General features: G+C 68.6%; 11 protein-coding genes. 4 read left to right on the top strand and 7 right to left on the bottom strand.

Annotated features, from left to right (window positions below; genetic code table 11):
* Window positions 1–669: 669 nt before the first annotated feature.
* Window positions 670–9,132 carry a SpvB/TcaC N-terminal domain-containing protein gene (locus tag VGB75_12005; GenBank protein HEY0167754.1) on the bottom strand — a complete coding sequence of 2,821 codons (8,463 nt, stop codon included), beginning with the start codon at window positions 9,130–9,132 and terminating at the stop codon, window positions 670–672.
* Window positions 9,133–9,681: 549 nt separating this feature from the next.
* On the opposite strand from VGB75_12005, the gene lepA reads away from it, so the two are divergent.
* Window positions 9,682–11,526: a translation elongation factor 4 gene (gene lepA, locus VGB75_12000; GenBank protein HEY0167753.1), complete on the top strand. Its 1,845-nt coding sequence runs from the start codon at window positions 9,682–9,684 to the stop codon at window positions 11,524–11,526.
* Between the two features lie 8 nt (window positions 11,527–11,534).
* Window positions 11,535–12,908: an aminotransferase class V-fold PLP-dependent enzyme gene (locus VGB75_11995; GenBank protein ID HEY0167752.1), complete on the top strand. Its 1,374-nt coding sequence runs from the start codon at window positions 11,535–11,537 to the stop codon at window positions 12,906–12,908.
* Window positions 12,909–13,026: 118 nt separating this feature from the next.
* Here VGB75_11995 and VGB75_11990 read toward each other — a convergent pair whose 3' ends face one another.
* The gene (locus tag VGB75_11990; GenBank protein ID HEY0167751.1) at window positions 13,027–13,848 is read right to left on the bottom strand and encodes a PIG-L family deacetylase; all 822 of its coding nucleotides are present in this window, start codon (window positions 13,846–13,848) and stop codon (window positions 13,027–13,029) included.
* A 94-nt stretch (window positions 13,849–13,942) separates the two neighbouring features.
* Here VGB75_11990 and VGB75_11985 point away from each other — a divergent pair, with 94 nt between their 5' ends.
* The gene (locus tag VGB75_11985; GenBank protein HEY0167750.1) at window positions 13,943–14,767 is read left to right on the top strand and encodes a class I SAM-dependent methyltransferase; all 825 of its coding nucleotides are present in this window, start codon (window positions 13,943–13,945) and stop codon (window positions 14,765–14,767) included.
* Window positions 14,768–14,809: 42 nt separating this feature from the next.
* Here VGB75_11985 and VGB75_11980 read toward each other — a convergent pair whose 3' ends face one another.
* Genes VGB75_11980 through VGB75_11960 form a run of 5 tightly spaced genes read right to left on the bottom strand, consistent with a single transcriptional unit; the run spans window position 14,810 to window position 18,931 of the window.
* Complete coding sequence (locus VGB75_11980) at window positions 14,810–15,610, bottom strand: LLM class flavin-dependent oxidoreductase (GenBank protein ID HEY0167749.1); 801 nt, start codon at window positions 15,608–15,610, stop codon at window positions 14,810–14,812.
* Window positions 15,611–15,666: 56 nt separating this feature from the next.
* Window positions 15,667–16,836, bottom strand: coding sequence for an acyl-CoA dehydrogenase family protein (locus VGB75_11975; GenBank protein ID HEY0167748.1), 1,170 nt, complete (start codon window positions 16,834–16,836; stop codon window positions 15,667–15,669).
* A 59-nt stretch (window positions 16,837–16,895) separates the two neighbouring features.
* A complete protein-coding gene (locus VGB75_11970; GenBank protein HEY0167747.1) occupies window positions 16,896–17,864 on the bottom strand; it encodes a zinc-binding dehydrogenase in 969 nt (322 codons plus the stop codon).
* Between the two features lie 9 nt (window positions 17,865–17,873).
* The gene (locus VGB75_11965; GenBank protein HEY0167746.1) at window positions 17,874–18,185 is read right to left on the bottom strand and encodes a DUF6295 family protein; all 312 of its coding nucleotides are present in this window, start codon (window positions 18,183–18,185) and stop codon (window positions 17,874–17,876) included.
* A complete protein-coding gene (locus VGB75_11960; GenBank protein ID HEY0167745.1) occupies window positions 18,185–18,931 on the bottom strand; it encodes a dienelactone hydrolase family protein in 747 nt (248 codons plus the stop codon). The genes VGB75_11965 and VGB75_11960 overlap by 1 nt, the downstream gene beginning before the upstream one ends.
* Window positions 18,932–18,968: 37 nt before the next feature.
* On the opposite strand from VGB75_11960, the gene VGB75_11955 reads away from it, so the two are divergent.
* Window positions 18,969–19,151, top strand: a complete 183-nt coding sequence (locus tag VGB75_11955) for a hypothetical protein (protein ID HEY0167744.1) — start codon at window positions 18,969–18,971, stop codon at window positions 19,149–19,151.
* The last annotated feature ends 35 nt before the right edge of the window (window positions 19,152–19,186 follow it).

Here is a 19,186-nt window from a genome sequence, read left to right as displayed (position 1 = left end):
AGGCAGCCGGACCGGGCAGCCCAGCCCGAGCCGACTGACCTACGCCGAAAGGCGAGTTCAAGGGCATAAGACAGGAGGTGCCGGGGGTGGACTTATTCGCCACCAAGCACCTATATGACCGATGTGAGTAAGGACCGTAACAGTGAGTCAAGTCACACTGCAAGGCATAAGACGCAATCTCTCCTGATCAGCCCAGCGGCCTAACCAGCGAGATCGTGGAACGCGAGCGACGTTCACCGGCTCAAGCGGTGTAGGAATGGTCCACACCACATCGGGCTCGGACAGCACGTCGGTGACAGGGCCGTCGTCCTCGCCGGCGGCGCCATAGGCCAGCGCGGTACCGGCGGAGAACTACACCGGGCTGTCCATGAGTGCGACGTTGGCCAGCCGGACTACCACCCTTCGCCCAGCAGGCGCCGGCGGATCCTTCTAGGGCGGCTCATGGGACTCCACCCGGGAAGTAGCCGATTGAGCTTCTTAGTGCCAGAACGCGCACTGGCTTACCGTCCGCTGGGATGCCTAAGTGAGCGGCTGCGTGTCGCAGGCTTCCTGCTGTGGGCAGGCGGCAGCCCCACGCTCCCTTAGTGAGCCGGCACGCTTAGTTCGCGGCGACGATGGGGTCGTAGGGCCGCCCTGCATGGTTCAACCGACAACACGAGTGCATGGCTACTACTGAGGATGCTCTGAATCGCTCGGGCGCGGGTACATCCGACGCGTGGCTTCTCCTGCGAGATCCCATGCGCCCTGCTTAACCACATTAATGCCATGCGTCACGGATTTAAGGTCCGCTTTCCCATCAATCTTGAGCTGCTCCCATTTGCGTAAATAGTCCTTTCGCGCTTCGCGATCTACCTGGGTGGGCACAACGGTTTGATCTAACAGATCCGAGCCAAATTTAAGAAGGGATTGCTTCCGATATGCAGGTTCTTTAGCGGCAGCGACTCCTTGCTTAACTCCACGCCGAACACGATTAGTGCCAGTTGCCATGTAATGAAGCCCTATAAGTCTTGTCGGTGCTCCAATACGCTTGCCGACGAACCTGCCGAGGCGAGGCACTGCCTTCATTTGCTTGGGGGTAAGTGTGTCACCTCCCACAAACGCTATAATGCCGCCCGTTGCTTGCGCGAACCCCCAGAGCATGTTCACTGGGGCGCTAATAACTTTGGGATTGACTAACTGGCGGGGTTTATTCAGTTCCTTTTTGGCCCACCCGAGCAGTTTTGATTCCCTCCCGTCTTGATCCACCCGTGAAGCAGGGTTGGCGTCGGCGTAGTTGTAGAGGTTGAGGAAGGTCGGGGCGGCGACGTTCGGGGTCGGCGAGTCATCGCCGGCCTCCGACAGCTTGGTTAGGTTCTCCCCGAGAGCTGGGTCGGTGCTCGGCCACAGTCCGGTGCGCGGGTCGTAGTAGCGGGCGCCGAAGTAGTAGAGGCCGGTTTCCTCGTCGAGTTCCTTGCCGGCGAACCGGTACGGCGTGCGTTGGGTGTTGCTCTTCTCCTCGACCCACGCCTCGCCCGACGGGAAGTACTCCAGGTGCTCATAAAGCTTGCCGCCTGAGTCGGTGACCGCGTTGGTGCTGGACAGCTGATCGGGGTGGAAGTAGTAGGTGTCCTTTTCGTAGGCCTTGTCCTTGACCAGCTTCGACGCCACCCGGGTGGTGTCGATGAAGACGTGCTTGGTGCCGATCTGGCCGTTGCGCATGGTGAACCACTGGTTCACGTAGGCGGTTTCGCCCTGCGGCCCCCGCTTGATGACGCGCTGGCCGGCGTCGTCGTACTTGTAAGCCTGCTCTTGGCCGTTGTCGAAGATGGACTGGATGCGGTTCTCCTCATCCCAGATGATCGTCCGTTGCTGGCCGTTGGTGTCGTCGGACCAGCCGACCTGGTTGCCGTTGGCGTCATAGCTGTAGGTCTTGTCGCCGATGTGGGACGGGGCGTGCGGCTGGCTGGCGGCGTAGTCGTAGTCGTAGTCGTACGTCGTCTTGCCCTGGGTCACCGGGGTGCCGGATGCCTGCACCACCGTGTTGGTCTGGTTCTTGGCCGTGGTGTTGTGCAGGTTGTCATAGCCCAGCGCGTAGCTGTAGCGGTTGACCTTGTCCGGCGCGAACTGGTATTTACCGGCAGCGTCGGTGAGCCGGTCAAGATCGTCGTAGGTGAATGTCTGGGTGCTGGGCCCGCCGAAGTTCGGCGGTGCCGGCACCGCGATGTCGTTAGCCGTAGAGGTGACGTTGCCAACCTTGTCGTAGGTGTAGGAGATGTTCTGGAAGTTACCCAGGTTGGTTCCGTTAGGCGCAAGGAGCGGTCCGGCCTGCTGGTTGCTGAGCCGGCGCATGACCGGGTCGAAGGCATAGCTGGTCTGGACGCCGTTGCCGTCTTTGACGAACGCCTTCTGGCCGAACTTGTCGTACTCCAGCCGGTTGACGTAGGAGTAGCTGCCGTTGCCCTTGACGCCGCTCGCGGCCTGCACCATGCCGCCGGAGTCGTAGCGGTAGGTCAGCGTCTCCCCGTCGGGGTAGGCCATCGACTGCTGCCGTCCGAACGTGTCGTACACATAGGAGGTGGTGTAGGTCTTGGGGGAGCTGCCGGTGAACCCGACAACAGTCCGGACCTCCTTGGTGGTCTCACCCAGCTTGCCGTAGTAGCGGTCCTCGCTGCCGGCCTGATCGGTCACGTGGGTGATCCGCCCAGCCCGGTTGTCGCTCGCTCCGGGTGCGCCGTAGCTGTAGGTGACGTTGTTGGCCGGGAACCGCGGATAGCTGATCGAGACCAGCCGGTCCACGTCATAGCCGTACGTGACCTGCTGACTGGTCGCGGCCAGGTTCGCCGTCACCTTCGCGACCGGGTTGGACGCCAGGTCATAGGAAGTGGTGGTCTTGCCGGCGTCCGGGTTGTCGATCACCGTGCGCCGACCGAGCATGTCGAAGCTCTGCCGGGTCACGTTGTCCTTGTCATCGGCAACCGTGACCAGCTGACCCAGCGGGTCATAGCCGTAACTGGTCCAGATGGTCTGCTGGGCGCCGTTGGTGGGAGTGTGGAACTCCTTCAGGCTGACTAGCTCCTGGCGGACGTCGCGGTAGTAGACCTTCTTGTTCCCGTTGGGGTCGGTGACGATTTGTTGGAACTGGATGGCGCCGGCGCGATCGGACCCGAAGCTGTAGTCGGTGGTCGTCTTGGTGCGGTCCGGGTACACAACCGCGACGACGCGATCCAGCACGTCGTAGGCGGACAGGGTTGCCGTCACGGTGTCGTAGTGCGTGTTGAGAACCCCTGCCGTGCCGAGCGGCTCGGTCACCGGGTACCGCTGCGTCACCTGTCGGCCGAAAGCGTCGTAGGTGATGCGCCCGCTGACCGTCATCACGTCCTGCGCGGCGCTGGCCACGCCGGTGTGGACGGTGGCGTCCTTCTTGGTCTGAAGCGTGCGGCCCAGGCCGTCGATGAACACGACGGTGTCGATGGTGTCGGTGGCGCTGCGGAACTTGTCCAGGTGCCGGGTGATCGCCCACGGCGTCGCCGCCTCGGGGTGGTACTCGAACCGGATGGTGGGAGTGCCGCTGCCCTGCTCGTACGGGCCGGTGAAACTGGTGGCCCGGCCGAACTCGTCGTAGGCGTAGGTGGTGGCGTTGTTGTTGGTGTCGGTCTGGGTCAGCACGCTGCCGAACCGCAGGTCGTGGGTGGCGGTGGAAGTCAGGCCGAAGTTGTCGGTGATCTTCGCGACCTGGGTTCCGGTGGCCGCGTCGTAGTCGTAGCTCAGCCAGCCGCGTTGCCCGCCAGCATTGCCCGGATCGGTGACCTTGAGAATGTTTCCATCACCGGTGTAAGAGATATCGGTGACCGCGGCGCTGCCGTCGGCCAGGTACTGGCGCACTTGGGTGACATTTCCGGTGGCGCAGTCGACCGTAGACTCCCGCCGCCGCATGGGCGTGCCGCCGCCGTTGACGGTGATGGAGTTCGCCGTCCGGACACCGGTCGCCGGGCACGACGTGTAGCTGATCCGGGCGATGACATCGTCGGCCGAGCCGGTGTCACCCGATTCGGTACGCACGTCGATGTCGCCGAAGTCGGTGTAGTGGTTGACGGTCGCGGTGGTCTTGAGCGCCGTCGCCCGCGCCTCGTGGAACCGCTCATCGGTGCGGGTCAGCATCGGGAAGATCGGCGCCGAGGTGCTCGCGCCGTCAGCCGGCTCGACTCCGGTGGTGACGTCGCGCAGGACGTAGGTGTTCTGCGTGTCGGTCATCGGCGCTCCGTCACTGCGGTAGAGCCGTTCCCGGGCCAGCAGCCCGTGGGTGTAGAAGCTGTCGACTCGGAAGTCCTGCACGGTGCTGCGATAGACGTCATCGTTGTGCGCGGTGTCCAGCTGCGCCTCGGTGACCTGGGCGTAGCCGTAGAACTCCCGCTCCAGGCGGCTGTAGACACCACCCGAGTAGGTGTAGGCGGTCACAGAGTCCGTGCCGTCGCTCGCGTGCCCGTCGTCGACGCTGACCTTGGTCAGCACCCAGCGTGAATTGGGGTTGGCGGAGGTGTTGCCGTCGCGGGTGTACTCCAGGGCGAACGAGGCGCCCAGCGGGCGGGACACCGACTTGAGCAGGTTCGTGCGGCCCGTCCGGTTGCGAGCCACCGTGAGCGAGCCGTCGTCGGAGCTGGCCAGGTGGTCGGCGTAGCCGTCGCCGTCGAGGTCGCGCAGGCTGGCCTCGTCCCGAGCCATCGACTGGTCGCCGTCGGCGCCCGGGTTGAGGATCACGTAGCAGCCCGGGCCGCACAGCGGGCCGATCCCGATGGTGAAGTAGGCGCCGGCGCCGAGGCTGGTGCTGCCGGAGCAGAGCCGGGCGTTGTCCCAGTCCAGGTCGGCCAGCCCGACGCTGGTGTCGTCCTTGCACGCCCCGTTAAGAGCACCAGCCCAGTCGACCGGGGCGGCGAAGCCGTTGCCGGTGTTGAGGCCGACCCGCATCCCGCCGCTGCCGCCGGGCAGCACCCGGTCGGCCAGGCCGTCGCCGTTGACGTCGTCCAAGTTCTCGCGGGTGAGCGACTTGTTCTTCGTCAGCGACAGGCCGCCGCCGAATCCGTAGATACCGTCGTTGAACCCAAGGTTCGCGCCGATCGTGCCGTTCTCGCTCGCGCCGTCGTTGATGACCGCGGTTCCCCACGGCTCGGCCGCAGCGAAGCCGTAGCCCAGGTTGAGCGCCACCATCAACTGCGCGCCGTTACGGGTGACGCGGTCAGGCAAACCGTCGCCGTTGACGTCGAGCAGGTCCGACTTCGGCTTGGAGGTGCCCTCGCCGAGGCCGGCCTGCACCTGAAGGCCGAGCGGCGTCAGCTGGCTGCCGGTCTTGTTGCCGCGCACCGGCGCCTGGTCGGCGGTGTCGATCTCGCCGCGGCCATTCGCGGCGAAGTGCGCCGGGCTGCCACCCACCCCGAAATTGGTCGCCGAGGCGTCGCTGTCGCGCGGGCTGCCCAAGCCGGGCACTGCCTTGCTGCTGGACTCCAAGCCACCGTTCTGGGTGCTGTACTGCACCTTTCCGTTGCTGACGATGTCAGGGAACCGGTCGCCGTTGAGGTCGAGGTAGTCCACCTCGCTCTCGGTGCCGCCCTTGGACGTGGAGCCGGACAGGAACGACAGCTCGCCGCCCACGGCGTCCTGGGTGGTGTGGCTGAGCCGCGCCACTGCCCGCGCGCCGGCGACGTCGCCGGCCACCGGAACGTCGATCTGGTCCAGGCCCTGCCGGGATGCGCTCACCGTGGAGGCCTTGACCCAGGCCGAGTCATCGGCACCCCGCCAGGACTTCTCCTCCGGGAACGGCAGGAAGGGGTGGGCCTTGGCGGTGCTGGGGTCATAGGCCGAGTCCTGGTCGAAGGTCTGGCTCAGATCGGCCTCGGCGATCGGCTGGCTTGCCCGGGCGCCTGCGCCGTTGTAACCGAAGTAGCTCCACCCGCGGTACGAGGCGGCGAGCAGGCCGGGGGTCACCGCGCTGTGGATGGTGCTGGGCGCGCCGGACGGAGTGAGCCCGGGACGGGTGACCTGGACGGAACCGCCGCTGATTTTGGCCTTCAGGGCCGGGTCGGCCACCCAGAAGTCGAAGAACAGCTCGTCGCCGGCGTGCACGTCGAGGGAGAACGCGGGGGTGCTGGCGGCGCCGTCGGTGATCTCGATGGCGCGCTTGGCCAGCAGGCCGCCGGAGCGCTTGACGGTGAAGGTCACCTGGCCGTTCACGCCTGCGGCCGCAGTGAGGTTGGGGTTCACCGTGACGGTCTCGTCGGCCGGCGCCGTCCAGGTCTGCTGTGGGGCGGTGAGGCCGTCGGCCGGGTAGCTGTCGACGTCATAGGGCGGGTGCAGCTCGATCAGCGGCTTGCCGGCCTCGTCGGTGACGGTGCTGACGTCCGGTGAGCTGACGTAGGACAGGCTCGGCGTCCAGTCCAGCTGGGTCAGGTCGATCTGGGAGTCGACCTTGACGCGCAGGGCGATGGCATCGCCCTTGGCGACCGGGATGTCCAGCTGGACCGGGACGTCACCGGTCGCGGCCGCGGCCATCGACTTGGTGATGATCGGCTGGCCGTTCTTGGTCACCAGCACGGTGATGTCGTCGCTGGTGGCGGCAAGCTTGCGCAGGTCACCGGTCAGCCGCAGGGTGCCGTCCAGCGGGGCCTGCACCTGCATGCCATTCCGGCCGGCCAGGGTGAAGTCCTGCGACGCCTGGAATCGGTGAGCTTGCAGTCCGTTGGCGTCGGTGGCCGCCGGCACGCCCTGGTAGTCGATCACCGGATCCCACGACACCTGGTCGTAAGCGCCGTCTGACCGGGAGCCGACGCGGAAGTAGAGCCGGTCGCCCTTGGTCACGGCGATCGAGTCGACTCCCGCCGGCGCCTTGGCGGTGTAGTCGCTCGCGCCGATCGCGGTGGACCACAGCTCGTCATCGTTGCGCTGGATCGAGACCCGCACGCCGTCGGCGCCGGTGTAGGAGGCGCGCTCCGAACTGGTGTCCTGGACGAGCTTGGCGGCGCCGGTGACCGCCACCGTGCCGGTGAAGGGCGCCACCCAGCGGCGCACCACGTCGACCGGCGGGTTCTTGGCATTCAGCTGATCACGGGTGGCGGTGTGATCCTGCACCAGGCCGTCGGAGTCGAGGATGCCGGAGCCGATCGGCACCGCGGTGTCGTTGCTGTTCGCGGTGAAGGTCGGCACGCCGTTGGCGTCGAGGTGGTTGAACAGCACCTTGCCCTCGTTCACGAGGTCGGTCAGGCCGTCGCCGTTGACGTCGCTGAAGTAGGTGGTGTCCTTGGTGAACGTCTCCGCGTGGTTGACGATCCCGTTGGCGGTGAGGTAGACCTCGGCCCCGAACGACGTCGTGTTCGCCGACTCCTTGGCGATGCCCGGCAGGGACGGGGTCGCGACGGGCGAGCCGAAGTCGGTGGTGCCGTCCGGGCCGGAGGTGTTGAACCGGACCGAGATGCCGTTGCTGGTCTTGAAGACCTTGTCGGGCAGGTCATCGCCATTGAGGTCGACCAGGGCCAGCTTGCCGTCGGTGCTGCTGTGGCTGAAGCCGACCTTGGCGCCGAAGCTGCCGTACTTGCTCGGCTTCGTCGCGTTGAAGCCGGCGTAGAGGTGGCCGCCGACGCTCTTGCTGAGCGACCCCGAGATCGCGCTCGCCTTGCCGTGGCCGAGCAGTCCGGCGGTGACACCGTCGTCGCCGACCTGCCAGTCCACGGCGGCGGCGAAGGCGTCATAGCCGCCGTCGGCGTTCCGGATGTCGTCGTAGTAGTTGAACGTGTGGGTGCCCAGCGACGCGCCGGCCGCGCCGCGCTGGGTGACCGAGGTCAGCAGCTTCTTGTGGAAGGCGCCCTCGGTGTAGGCCAGGTCATAGCTGCGCACCGGGTTGCCCTGGAACGCCACCTCGATGCGGGACAGCAGCTCAGCGGTGACCATCTTGAACCCGCCGCGCGCGTCGATCACCACATCGGAGCGGCGGCTGTAGCCGGGCAGCTCGCTGTCGCGAATGAACTTCACCGTGTACGGCCCGGCGGTGGCGCCCTTGCGGGTGTAGTCGATGCTGCGCAGGTAGAGCTGCCGGCCAGCCACAGTGCCGCCGGCAACCCCGGCGTCAGACACCGTCTGGTAGTCGTAGTGGACGGCGTTGCCATGCAGGTCACGGGTCTCGCGCAGCGCCCACCGGAACACGTTGCCCTTGTCGTCGGCCAGCCGGGCGGCGGCCACCGCACCGTTCTCCGGATCGCCGCCGTAGAACGAGCGGACGCCATCGGAGTCGGTGACCTCCCACCAGTAGTCGGTGGGAGTGTCGCCGTGCCGGACGATCGTGTTGAAGTCACCCTCGACGCGGGAGTGGAAGAACTTCTTCCCAGCGCCTGACTGCGCCGGGTCCTGCTTCACGGCCGGGGTGAGCTGATTCTGTCCGACCACATACCTCTCGTTGCCGTCCGCGCCGTAGCGCGGCACCCCCCATCGGGTGTCGATCGAGACACTCGGCACCGACAGGTCCCAGCCCACCCCGAGCCAGCCGTCACCCGCGGCGGAGGAGTAACCCAGGTTGAGCTCCGGCGCCATGTCCTGCCGGCCCTCGGGAAGGTCGATCGGGTAGGAGATCCGCGCGTCACCCTCGTTGTTGCCCGTGGGCGGGTCGATCAGGCCGACCCCGCTCGACGGGTCGCCGGCCTTGAGGTCCTTGACGCTGGTCGGGTTCAGAGACACATTCTCCGGGTGGTCCGGCACCGTCACGGTGGCCGCGATCATGTCGGTGAAGTGGTTGGACACGCTCTCCACCTCGTCGGCAGGCTTGTCCAGGCTGTCCCGCTGCAGCGGGACCCATTCCTTCTTGGCCGTGTCGTAGTAGTAGATCTGCACGTCCTGCTCGGTGAGTCCGGCCGGGATCAGCCCGTCGTCGTAGGGCACGGTGATGTGCAGGTTGGCGTCGAACGTCTCGTGCGGGAGGAACCGGTAGCCGTCCCGGGGTCCTTCGGTCACGTTCGTCATGCCCGCGTCCAGCGGCGGCAGCTCAGCGGCGCACAGCGACTCGGCGATGATGGTGATCGGCTGGTCGACCGCGGTCGGTGGCACCTCCACCGTGCCCGCGTCCTGCTCGATCACGGTCGTCTCGCCCGGCTCGGCGACGGTGTACGTCGTAGGAGGCAACGCGCTGTCCACGCATGCTGGTTCCGCTGCCGCAGCTGCCGTGATGGCGCCTGGCACCGCCACTGGGCCGACCACTGTGAACAGTGAGACCGCCAGGGTAAAGGCGGTGAAACCACTGATCCAGCGCGTACGACGAGAAACAGGCATGCGTGAAACGCCCATGACGCCCCCATGTATCGAAGCCGAGCCGAGCTATGGAAGCGGGTGAGGCAGCTTCCGAGGGCGCGACAAGGGACAGCGCTACGCGGGGCTGATTCGCCGCTAAGCGCCGTATGACCGATTTGATTGACGTGGACATTAACAGCGGATTCATCTCGTGGGCAAGAGGGAGAAGCACATTCTTTTCTCACCTCCCGGCGCAGGAGCGAAGGGGAGAGGAGGACAACCGTGACCGGGGGGTTTCTGCCCGATCAGGTGACAGTGCCGGCCCCCGGCGAGGCCATGGGAGAATACGGCTGTCAGCGTCGATCCGGCACCGCCGCGGAGCGCGCGGCACACCGCCCGAGAAGCAGTCCACCCGAACCGCGAAGAAAGCAGCCCGTGCCCGCTATCCCGAGCCCAGCCGGCGACACCCCGCCCGCGCGCATCCGCAACTTCTCGATCATCGCCCACATCGACCACGGCAAGTCGACGCTGGCTGATCAGATGCTGCGGCTGACCGGCGTGCTCGACCCCCGGCAGGCCAAGGCCCAGTACCTGGACCGCATGGACATCGAGCGCGAGCGCGGCATCACCATCAAGGCCCAGAACGTCCGGATGCCCTGGCAGTCGCGCCTCGACGGGGTCGACTACACCCTGCACATGATCGACACCCCCGGCCACGTCGACTTCACCTACGAGGTGAGCCGCAGCCTGGCCGCCTGCGAGGGCGCGGTGCTGCTGGTCGACGCCGCCCAGGGCATCGAGGCCCAGACGCTGGCCAACCTGTACCTGGCGCTGGAGAACGACCTGCAGATCATCCCGGTGCTGAACAAGATCGACCTGCCGGCCGCCCAGCCCGACCTCTATGCCGCCGAGATCGCCCACATCATCGGCTGCGACCCCGACGACGTGCTGCGGGTCTCGGCCAAGACCGGCCAGGGCGTGGAGGACCTGCTCGACGTGATCTGCCGCCAGGTGCCGGCGCCGGTGGGCGACGCAGACGCCCAGGCCCGGGCGATGATCTTCGACTCGGTCTATGACATCTACCGGGGCGTGATCACCTACGTCCGGGTGATCGACGGCCGCATCCACCCGCGCCAGAAGATCAAGATGATGTCCACCGGCGCCACCCACGAGCTGCTCGAGGTCGGCGTCATCTCACCGGAGCCGGTGGTGTCCAAGGGCCTGGGCGTCGGCGAGGTCGGCTACCTGATCACCGGCGTGAAGGACGTCCGGCAGTCCAAGGTCGGCGACACCGTGACCGACGCGGCCAAGCCGGCCCGCGAGGCCCTCGGCGGCTACCGCGACCCGGTCCCGATGGTGTACTCGGGGCTGTTCCCGATCGACGGCTCGGACTTTCCGCTGCTGCGCGACGCCCTGGACCGGCTGCAGCTCAACGACGCCGCGCTGGTCTACGAGCCCGAGTCCTCCGGGGCGCTCGGCTTCGGCTTCCGGTGCGGCTTCCTCGGACTGCTGCACCTGGAGATCACCAGAGATCGCCTGGAAAGAGAGTTCAACCTGGAGCTGATCTCGACCGCGCCGAACGTGGTGAACCGGGTGCTGCTGGAGGACGGCCGCGAGTTCGTGGTCACCAACCCCTCGGACTGGCCGTCCGGGCAGAAGATCGCCGACGTCTACGAGCCGATCGTCAAGTCGATGATCATCGCCCCGAGCGAGTACATCGGCGCGATCATGGAACTGTGCCAGGGCCGGCGAGGCACCCTGCAGGGCCTGGACTACCTGTCCGAGACCCGGGTCGAGCTGCGCTACACGCTGCCGCTGGGTGAGATCATCTTCGACTTCTTCGACGCGCTGAAGTCACGCACCCGCGGCTACGCCAGCCTGGACTACGAGGCGGCCGGCGAGCAGAAAGCCGACCTGGTCAAGGTCGACATCCTGCTGCAGGGCGAGCCGGTGGACGCGTTCTCCTCGATCGTGCACAAGGACAAGGCCTACGCCTACGGCGTGATGATGACGACCAAGCTGCGCGAGCTGATCCCGCGCCAGCAGTTCGAGGTGCCGATCCAGGCCGCGATCGGCGCCCGGGTGATCGCCCGCGAGAGCATCCGCGCGATCCGCAAGGACGTGCTGGCCAAGTGCTACGGCGGTGACATCACCCGCAAGCGCAAGCTGCTGGAGAAGCAGAAGGAAGGCAAGAAGCGGATGAAGATGGTCGGCCGGGTCGAGGTGCCCCAGGAGGCCTTCATCGCCGCGCTGTCCACCACCGAGTCGCCGGACTCCGGCAAGCGGTAAGCCCCGTCATGACCGCGCGAGAAGAGGCCTACACCGCCGCGCTGCAGGCCGCGATGACCCACGCCCGGAGCTGGCTGGCCTCGGCGCCGGACCGGCCGGTGCCGCCGCGGCGGACCGCCGACGAGCTGGCCAAGGCCTTCGGCCAGATGATCCCGGCCGGCCCCACCGACCCCGCGGCCGTCATCGACCTGCTGAGCGGGGCTGCCGACGACGGCCTGATGGCCATGGGCTCCGGCCGCTTCTTCGGGTGGGTGACCGGCGGCGTGCTGCCGGCCGCGCTGGCCGCCGACTGGCTGGTCAGCGCGTGGGATCAGAACGCCTCGACCCGCTTCGCCACGCCAGGCGTGGTCGCAGCCGAGGAGGCGGCGGCCCGCTGGCTGCTCGACCTGCTCGGCCTGCCGGCCGGCTGCGACGTCGGCTTCGTGACCGGCGCGACCATGGCCAACTTCAGCTGCCTGGCGGCCGCGCGAGAGCAGGTGCTGACCGACGTCGGGTGGGACGTGGGCCGGCGCGGCCTCACCGGCGCGCCGGCGGTCACGGTGCTGGTGGGCGCCGAGCGGCACGAGACGGTCGACCTGGCGCTGCGCTACCTGGGGCTGGGCGCGCCGAGCGTGGTGCCGGCCGATGACCAGGGACGGATCCGCGTGGACGCGCTGGTCGAGCGGCTCGGGAACAGGCCGACGATCCTCTGCCTGCAGGCCGGCAACCTGCACTCCGGCGCCTTCGACCCGTTCGTTGAGGCCATCGCCGCTGCGCACGAGCACGGCGCATGGGTGCACATCGACGGCGCGTTCGGCCTGTGGGCCGGCGCCAGCCCCGCCTACCGGCGCCTGGTCGAGGGCTATCAGCACGCCGACTCGTGGGCGACTGACGCGCACAAGACGCTCAACGTGCCCTACGACAGCGGCATCGCCATCGTGAGCCGGCCGGCCGCGCTGCGCGGGGCGCTCGGCGTGCATGGCGCTTACCTGGTGCCCGACGCGGCTGGTGACCCGCTGGAGAAGACGCCGGAGATGTCGCGGCGAGCTCGGGGCGTGCCAGTGTGGGCAGCCCTGCAGTCGCTGGGCCGGTCCGGTGTCGCCGCCCTGGTCGACGGGCTGGCCGGGCATGCGCAGGCCCTCGCGGCCGGTGTCGCGGCGATCGAGGGCGTAGAGGTGCTCAACGAGGTGGTGTTCACCCAGGTCTGCTTCGCCGTGGGCGAGGACGAGCGCACGCGCGCCGTCATGGACTGCCTGCTCGCCGAGGGGGTCGTCTGGATGTCGGGCTCGCGCTGGGCCGGCCGTCGGGTCATCCGGATCTCGGTCAGCAACTGGTCCACCGACTCCCAGGATGTGGAGATGTCGGTCGCGGCCGTCCGCCGAGCGGTCATGGCGACCGCCTGACAGAGTCGCGACCGGACCGTCATGCTGAGAGGTCGTCAGGGCGACGCGGCAACATGACGGGCGGCTAGCGCCGGCCGCAGGCCGGCTAGCGCAGGGCGGCTAGCGGCGGGCGAGCGAGTCAGCGCAGGCCGGCGAACAGGTCGTCCTCGGGCAGCGGCGCGCCGGTGGTGTCGTGGACCCGGACGAAGGTCTCGACGCCCATCAGCTCGGTGAACTTGTCCTTGCCCATCTGCAGGAAGAAGATGCTCTCCTCCTGGCTGGCGTGCGCGGCGAGCGAGTCGTACTTCTGCTCGCTGAACGCTGAGGTGTCCACCCAGGTGGTGATCTGCTCGTCGGGCAGGCCGATCTCGGGCGTCTCGTCGTCCGGCTCGTCCCAGTCCGCGCCGAGCTCGAGCATGATCCGGCGCATCTCGCGCATCCCCGACTGGGGGGCGGTGGTCCAGTAGACCTTCGCCGGCAGCCCGGTCTCGGCGACCGCGGCCATGGTGATCCGGTGCGCCTGGATGTGGTCGGGGTGGCCGTAGAAGCCGTTGTCGTCATAGCTGACCACCACGTCGGGCTCGTAGCGGCGCATCAGCTCCGCGAGCCGGGCGGCGGCCTCGCTCACCGGCGTGTTCCAGAACGAGCCGGGTTCGTCGTTCTGCGGCCAGCCCATCATTCCCGAGTCGGCGTACTCGAGCAGCTCCAGGTGGTCCACGCCCAGCACGGCGCAGCTCTTCTCCAGCTCTCCGCGGCGCAGCTCGACGACGGCTTCGGGGTCATGGCCCGGCTCGCCGGGCTTCACCCCGCCCGGGCCGTCGCCGCACCGGCCGTCGGTGCAGGTGACCAGCACGGTTCGGATGCCCTCGGCCGCAGCCTTGGCCAGGACGCCTCCGGTGCTGCTCGCCTCGTCGTCAGGGTGGGCGTGCACTGCCATGAGCGTCAGGCGTCGATCAGTCATGCGGCCACCCTAACGTCGCCCCGTCAGCGCGGCAGCGGGGACCGGGGCCGCCGCGGGCTGATAACCGCTCGACGCCACTGCCACAATCGGCTGCGTGGACGACTACCGCGAGCTGAACCTGGCCAACTGGAACGAGCGGGCGCCGGCGCACGCGGCATCGCCCGGCTACGCGCTGCAGCGCTTCCGCGACGATCCGAGCTTCCTGTCCAAGGTGGTGCGCTTCGACCAGCCGCGCCTGGGTGACATCAGCGGAGCGCGCGGGCTGCACCTGCAATGCCATATCGGAACCGACACCCTGTCGCTGCACCGGTTGGGCGCCCGGATGAGCGGGCTGGACTTCTCCGGCCCGGCGCTGGACGAGGCCCGCCGGCTCGCCGAGTCGGTCGGCGCCGACATCGACTACCAGCAGGCCGACGCCTACGAGGCGGTGGAGCGGTTCGGCGCGCAGCAGTTCGACCTGCTCTACACCGGGGTGGGCGCGCTGTGCTGGCTGCCCGACATCGCTCGCTGGGGCCGGTTGGTCGCCGACCTGCTCGCGCCGGGCGGCCGGCTGTTCATCCGGGAGGGGCATCCGGTGCTGTGGGCGATGGACGATCGGCGCGCCGATCACCTGCTGGCAGTGGAGTACCCCTACTTCGAGACCGAGAAGCCGGTGGTGTTCGAGGAGGAGGGCACCTACGTGCCGACCGAGGTCGACTTCACCCACAACAGCAGCGCCAGCTGGAACCACGGCGTCGGCGAGGTCATCACCGCGGTGCTGGACGCCGGGCTTCGGCTCACCCAGTTCGTCGAGCACCGCTCGGTGCCGTGGGAGGCGCTGCCCGGCGAGATGGTCCGTGACGAGGACGAGGAGTGGCGGCTGACCGACCGGCCGGAGCGGATCCCGTTGACCTACACGCTGCAGGCGGTCAAGGACTGAGGCGAGTGCTCGGCTCCACGGTGCTCAGCTGACTGGTGATGCTCAGCTGAGCAGTGGCCGAACCTCCTGTCCGGCCAAGCGTGCGAACTCGACCAGGGGTGGGGCGTTATCGCCGACCGAGTGCAGCGCGACCGTGGTGGCGCCCGCTTCGACGAACCGGCTGACCCGGTCGGCGATGTCGCGGGCCGGCGGCCGGTCGGTCACCGGCACGAAGACGACCACCTCGGGCGCGCCATCCCGGCCCGAGTCCGAACGGCCGGCACGCACCTGGCGCGCCGCCTCGGACAGCTGGTCGACGGTGGTCTCACCGGTCAGGATGACCCCGTCGCCGACCGCGCCGGCCAGCGTCAGGGTGCGCGGCCCGACCGCGCCCACCAGCACCGGCGGCACGGCCCGCGGCGGCCAGGCCAGGCCGACGGCGTCGAGTGTCACGTACCGTCCGGCCGTCGAGACCGTCTGGCCGTGCAGCAGTTCCCGCAACGCTGTGGCGTACTCGGCCAGCAGGGTCATCGGCGAGGACGCCCGCGCCCCGACCTGGCCCATCCAGTCCAGCACGCCGTGCCCGACGCCGGGAACCAGCCGGTCGGGAAACAGCCGGGCCAGCGTCGCCAACTCCATAGCGGTCAGGGCCACGTTGCGCAGCGGGACCGGCAACAACCCGATGCCGACCCGCACGCGCTCGGTCCAGGCCAGCACAGCCGCCGCGGTGGCGATGCCGCTCTCGGCGAAGCAGTCCTCCCACAGCCACAGCTCATCGAGCCCGGACTCCTCAGCGGCCATCGCCACTGGCCGCAGCTGTTCCGGCGCGAGGTCGGGTGGGAATATGACGCCCAGGCTCACCATGGACGGCAGTATCCCGCAGCTTCCCGCAACGTCGGCGGGGACCGCAGTGCCGTCGCTCAGCCGAGCGCGCCTCGGATCGAGGAGTGGCCCTTGAGCAGGTTGCGGGCGATCGTGCGGCGCTGGATCTCGTCGGTTCCCTCATAGATCCGCAGCAGCCGCAGCTCGCGGTACCAGCGCTCGACCGGCAGCTCGCGGGTGTAGCCCATCCCGCCGTGGATCTGCAGCACCCGGTCGACGATCTCGTTGGCCTTGACGCCGCCGTACAGCTTGGCGATCGACTGGGCCTGCCGGGAGTCCAGGCCCGAGTCGACCTGGAACGCCGCCGACAGCACCAGCCAGCGCAGCGCCTCGATCTCCACCGCCGAGTCCGCGATCATCCACTGGATCGCCTGCCGCTCGGCGATCGGCTTGCCGAAGGTCTCCCGGGTGCGGGCATGCTCCATGGCCATCTCGACCAGCCGCTCGCAGGCGCCGATCGCGCGGGCCGGCAGCAGGTAGCGGCCGCGGCCGATCCACTGCATGGCCAGCGCGAAACCCTGCCCGACCTCGCCCAGGACGTTGCGCGCCGGCACCCGCACCTCGTCGAAGACCAGCGCCGCCGGGCCCCACTCGCCCATGGTGTCGATCGGCTCGGACTTCCAGCCCATCTCGCGGTCGGCCAAGAAGCAGGTCACCCCGCCGTTGACGCCTTTCTCGGCGTCGGTGACCGCGAACACCATGGCGAAGTCGGCGTCCGCGCCCCCGGTGATGAACGTCTTCTCGCCGTTGATCACCCAGTCATCGCCGTCCTGGCGCGCCGTGGTGCGGATCGCCTGCAAGTCTGATCCCGCGCCCGGCTCGGTGATCGCGAAGCAGGACCGCCGCTGGCCCTCGATGGTCGGCAGCAGGTACTCCTGCTTCTGCGACTCATTGGCGTGGAACAGGATGTTGTCGGCGGCGCCGCCGAAAGAGAACTGCACGAACGTCCGGCCCAGCTCTGCCTCGATCAGCGCGGTCATGATCGCGGACAGGCCCATGCCGCCGTACTCGGGCGGGGTCTGGATGCCCCAGAAGCCGAACTTGCGGGCCTTGACCCGGAGCTCGAGGATCTCGTCGTAGCTGATGCCCGGCTGGCCGGCCCGCTCCCTGCGCAGCACCGTCGGCTCCAGCGGCGTGATCTCGCGCTGGACGAAGTTGCGCACCCAGTCCCGGGTATGACGCTCTTCATCAGTCAGGGAGAAGTCCATCGCGGGGTGTCCTCATTCCTAGGCAGGCAGACGTCTGTTGAATCTAGCCCGCCCGGCGCTCAGGGCTCGATCACGATCTTTCCGACCATCTCGCCGGCCTGCATAGCGGCCAGCCCGTCGGCCACCTGCTCCAACGCCAGCGTCCGGTCGATCCGCGGTCGCAGGCCGCTCACCCGAAGGAAGGAGATCAGCTCGCCGAGCTCGGCGCGGGTTCCCATCGTGGAGCCGATGACCTGCAGCTGCAGGAAGAAGATCCGGTTCAGCTCGGCCGGCGGCATGGCGCCGGAGGTGGCGCCGGAGATCACGATCCGCCCGCCCGGGCGCAGCGACTTCACCGAATGCGACCAGGTGGCCGCGCCGACCGTCTCCAGCACCACGTCGACCCGCTCGGGCAGCCGGTCGCCGGAGGCGAAGGCCTGGTGCGCGCCCAGCTCGAGCGCGGTGGCCTGCTTGGCCTCGGTGCGGGCGGTTGCCCAGACCCGCAGGCCGGCGGCTCGGGCCAGGCTGATGCACGCCGAGGCGACCCCGCCGGTGGCGCCCTGCACCAGCACGGTTTGCCCGGGCCGCAGCCCGGAGTTGACGAACAGCATCCGGTAGGCGGTCAGCCAGGCCGTCGGCAGGCAGGCCGCCTCGGCGAAAGACAGCTCGGGCGGCTTGGGCAGCAGGTTGCGGGTGGGCACCGTCACCAACTCGGCCAGCGCGCCCTGGTGCTTCTCGCTCAGCAGCGAGCGGCCCGGGTCCTGGGTCTCGTCGCCGAACCAGTCCTCGGCGCTGATCACCGAGTGCACCACCACCTCCTGGCCGGTCGCGGTGTCCACGCCGGCCGCGTCGCCGCCCAGGATCATCGGCAGCTGGCTCTCCTTGATGCCGACCCCGCGCAACGTCCACAGGTCGTGGTGGTTGAGGCTGGCCGCCTTGACTCGCACCGTGGTCCAACCCGGCCGCGGCTCGGGCTCGGGGCGCTCGCCGACCACCAGCCCGTCCAGCGGGGAGTCGGGGTTCAGGGCACTGGCGTAGGCAGCTCGCATAGCCAGACCCTAAACGCTGCGGGTCACCTCACCCACGCCAGGACGGGTGCTGACCGCGTCACGGTCGAGCAGCTCGGGCGGCACGTTGCCCAGGGCGCGCTCGATGGCGGCCACCAGCTCGCGCGCCGACTCCGCGGTCAGCTCGACCGCGATCCGGTTGCCGGCCGCGTCGTCGCCGGTCAGGTCGATGTTGAGGGTGTGCTCGGCCTGGGCGTGCACCGGGTGGTCGTAGTACACCGTCGCCCGGCTCAGGGCGACCCAGCCGGCACGGCCCTTGCCGCTGCCGGTGATCTGGGCGTGCTCGGTGTTGTAGGTGCACATCAGCTTCCTCCGATCGTCCGGGCGAAGAAGTCCGCGATCTTGGCATAGCCGTCAATGGCCTGCTCCTGCCGGTAGGAGGGCCGGTCAGCGCAGAAGAAGGCATGCCCGGCGCCGTCGTAGGAGTGCAGCTCGTGCTCCTTGCCGTGCTCGGTGAGCAGCCGGCCCAGCTCGGCCACGTGCTCGGGGGAGGGGTGGGAGTCATCGTTGCCGAACATCCCGAGCAACGGGCAGCTCAGGTTGGCCAGCTGGTCCTCCAGGCCCGGCATCTGGAAGGGAAAACCCGGGGGCGGGCTGCCGGTCACGAACGCGCCGTAGCAGTCGACCGCCCCGTCGAGCTCGAGGTTGCAGGCGGCCAGCACGGCCTGCCGGCCGCCGGAGCAGTGCCCGATCACGGCCACCTTGCCGTTGCTGCCCGGCAATCCGCGCAGGTAGGCCGCCGCGCCGCCGACGTCGCCGACGAGCCGTTCGTCGGGCACCCCGCCGCGGGAGCGGGCGACCGCGGCCGCGTCGTCGGGGTCAGCGCCCGGCGCCTCCCGCGAATACAGGTTGGGCATCACCACCCGGTAACCGTCCACGGCGAACCTGCGGGCCACCTCCTTGCTCCACCGGTCATATCCGGGCAGGTGGTGGATCAGGACGACCGAGCCTCGCGGGCCCTCGCCCGTAGGCCTGGCGTAGTAGGCCTCGATGTCCTCACCACCGGCGCCTGAGATCCTGATGGCGCCCGCGCTGATCTCCTCGTCCACGTCTGCTCCCTCTGTCGCCGGCCTCTAGGCTGTGCCGGTGGCACTTCCCCGGACGTCCTGGCATCGGCGTCCGCTGCTGGTGCTGATCATCCTCATCCTGCTGCTGGTGATCGGCTACGCGGCCCGCGCGTGGGACGGCGACTCGCGAACCGGCTCGCAGCCGGCCAGCACGCTCGTCACCAGCACGCACGTCACCCCCGCGCCGCTCACCAGCGCGTAGCTCACCAGCGTGTGGCTCACCAGCGTGTGGCTCAC

This window comes from Jatrophihabitans sp., assembly GCA_036399055.1.
Classification (GTDB): domain Bacteria; phylum Actinomycetota; class Actinomycetes; order Mycobacteriales; family Jatrophihabitantaceae; genus Jatrophihabitans_A.
Note: the sequence above shows the minus strand (reverse complement) of the source record. Positions and strands in the feature narration are given on the sequence as shown.

What these genes read in the sequence shown, in the direction of transcription:
- VGB75_11995 (HEY0167752.1), top strand. Translation starts at nt 11,535, where the DNA reads ATGACCGCGCGAGAAGAGGCCTACACCGCCGCGCTGCAGGCCGCGATG.
- VGB75_11990 (HEY0167751.1), bottom strand. Translation starts at nt 13,848, where the DNA reads ATGACTGATCGACGCCTGACGCTCATGGCAGTGCACGCCCACCCTGAC.
- VGB75_11980 (HEY0167749.1), bottom strand. Translation starts at nt 15,610, where the DNA reads ATGGTGAGCCTGGGCGTCATATTCCCACCCGACCTCGCGCCGGAACAG.
- VGB75_11975 (HEY0167748.1), bottom strand. Translation starts at nt 16,836, where the DNA reads ATGGACTTCTCCCTGACTGATGAAGAGCGTCATACCCGGGACTGGGTG.
- VGB75_11970 (HEY0167747.1), bottom strand. Translation starts at nt 17,864, where the DNA reads ATGCGAGCTGCCTACGCCAGTGCCCTGAACCCCGACTCCCCGCTGGAC.
- VGB75_11965 (HEY0167746.1), bottom strand. Translation starts at nt 18,185, where the DNA reads ATGTGCACCTACAACACCGAGCACGCCCAGATCACCGGCAGCGGCAAG.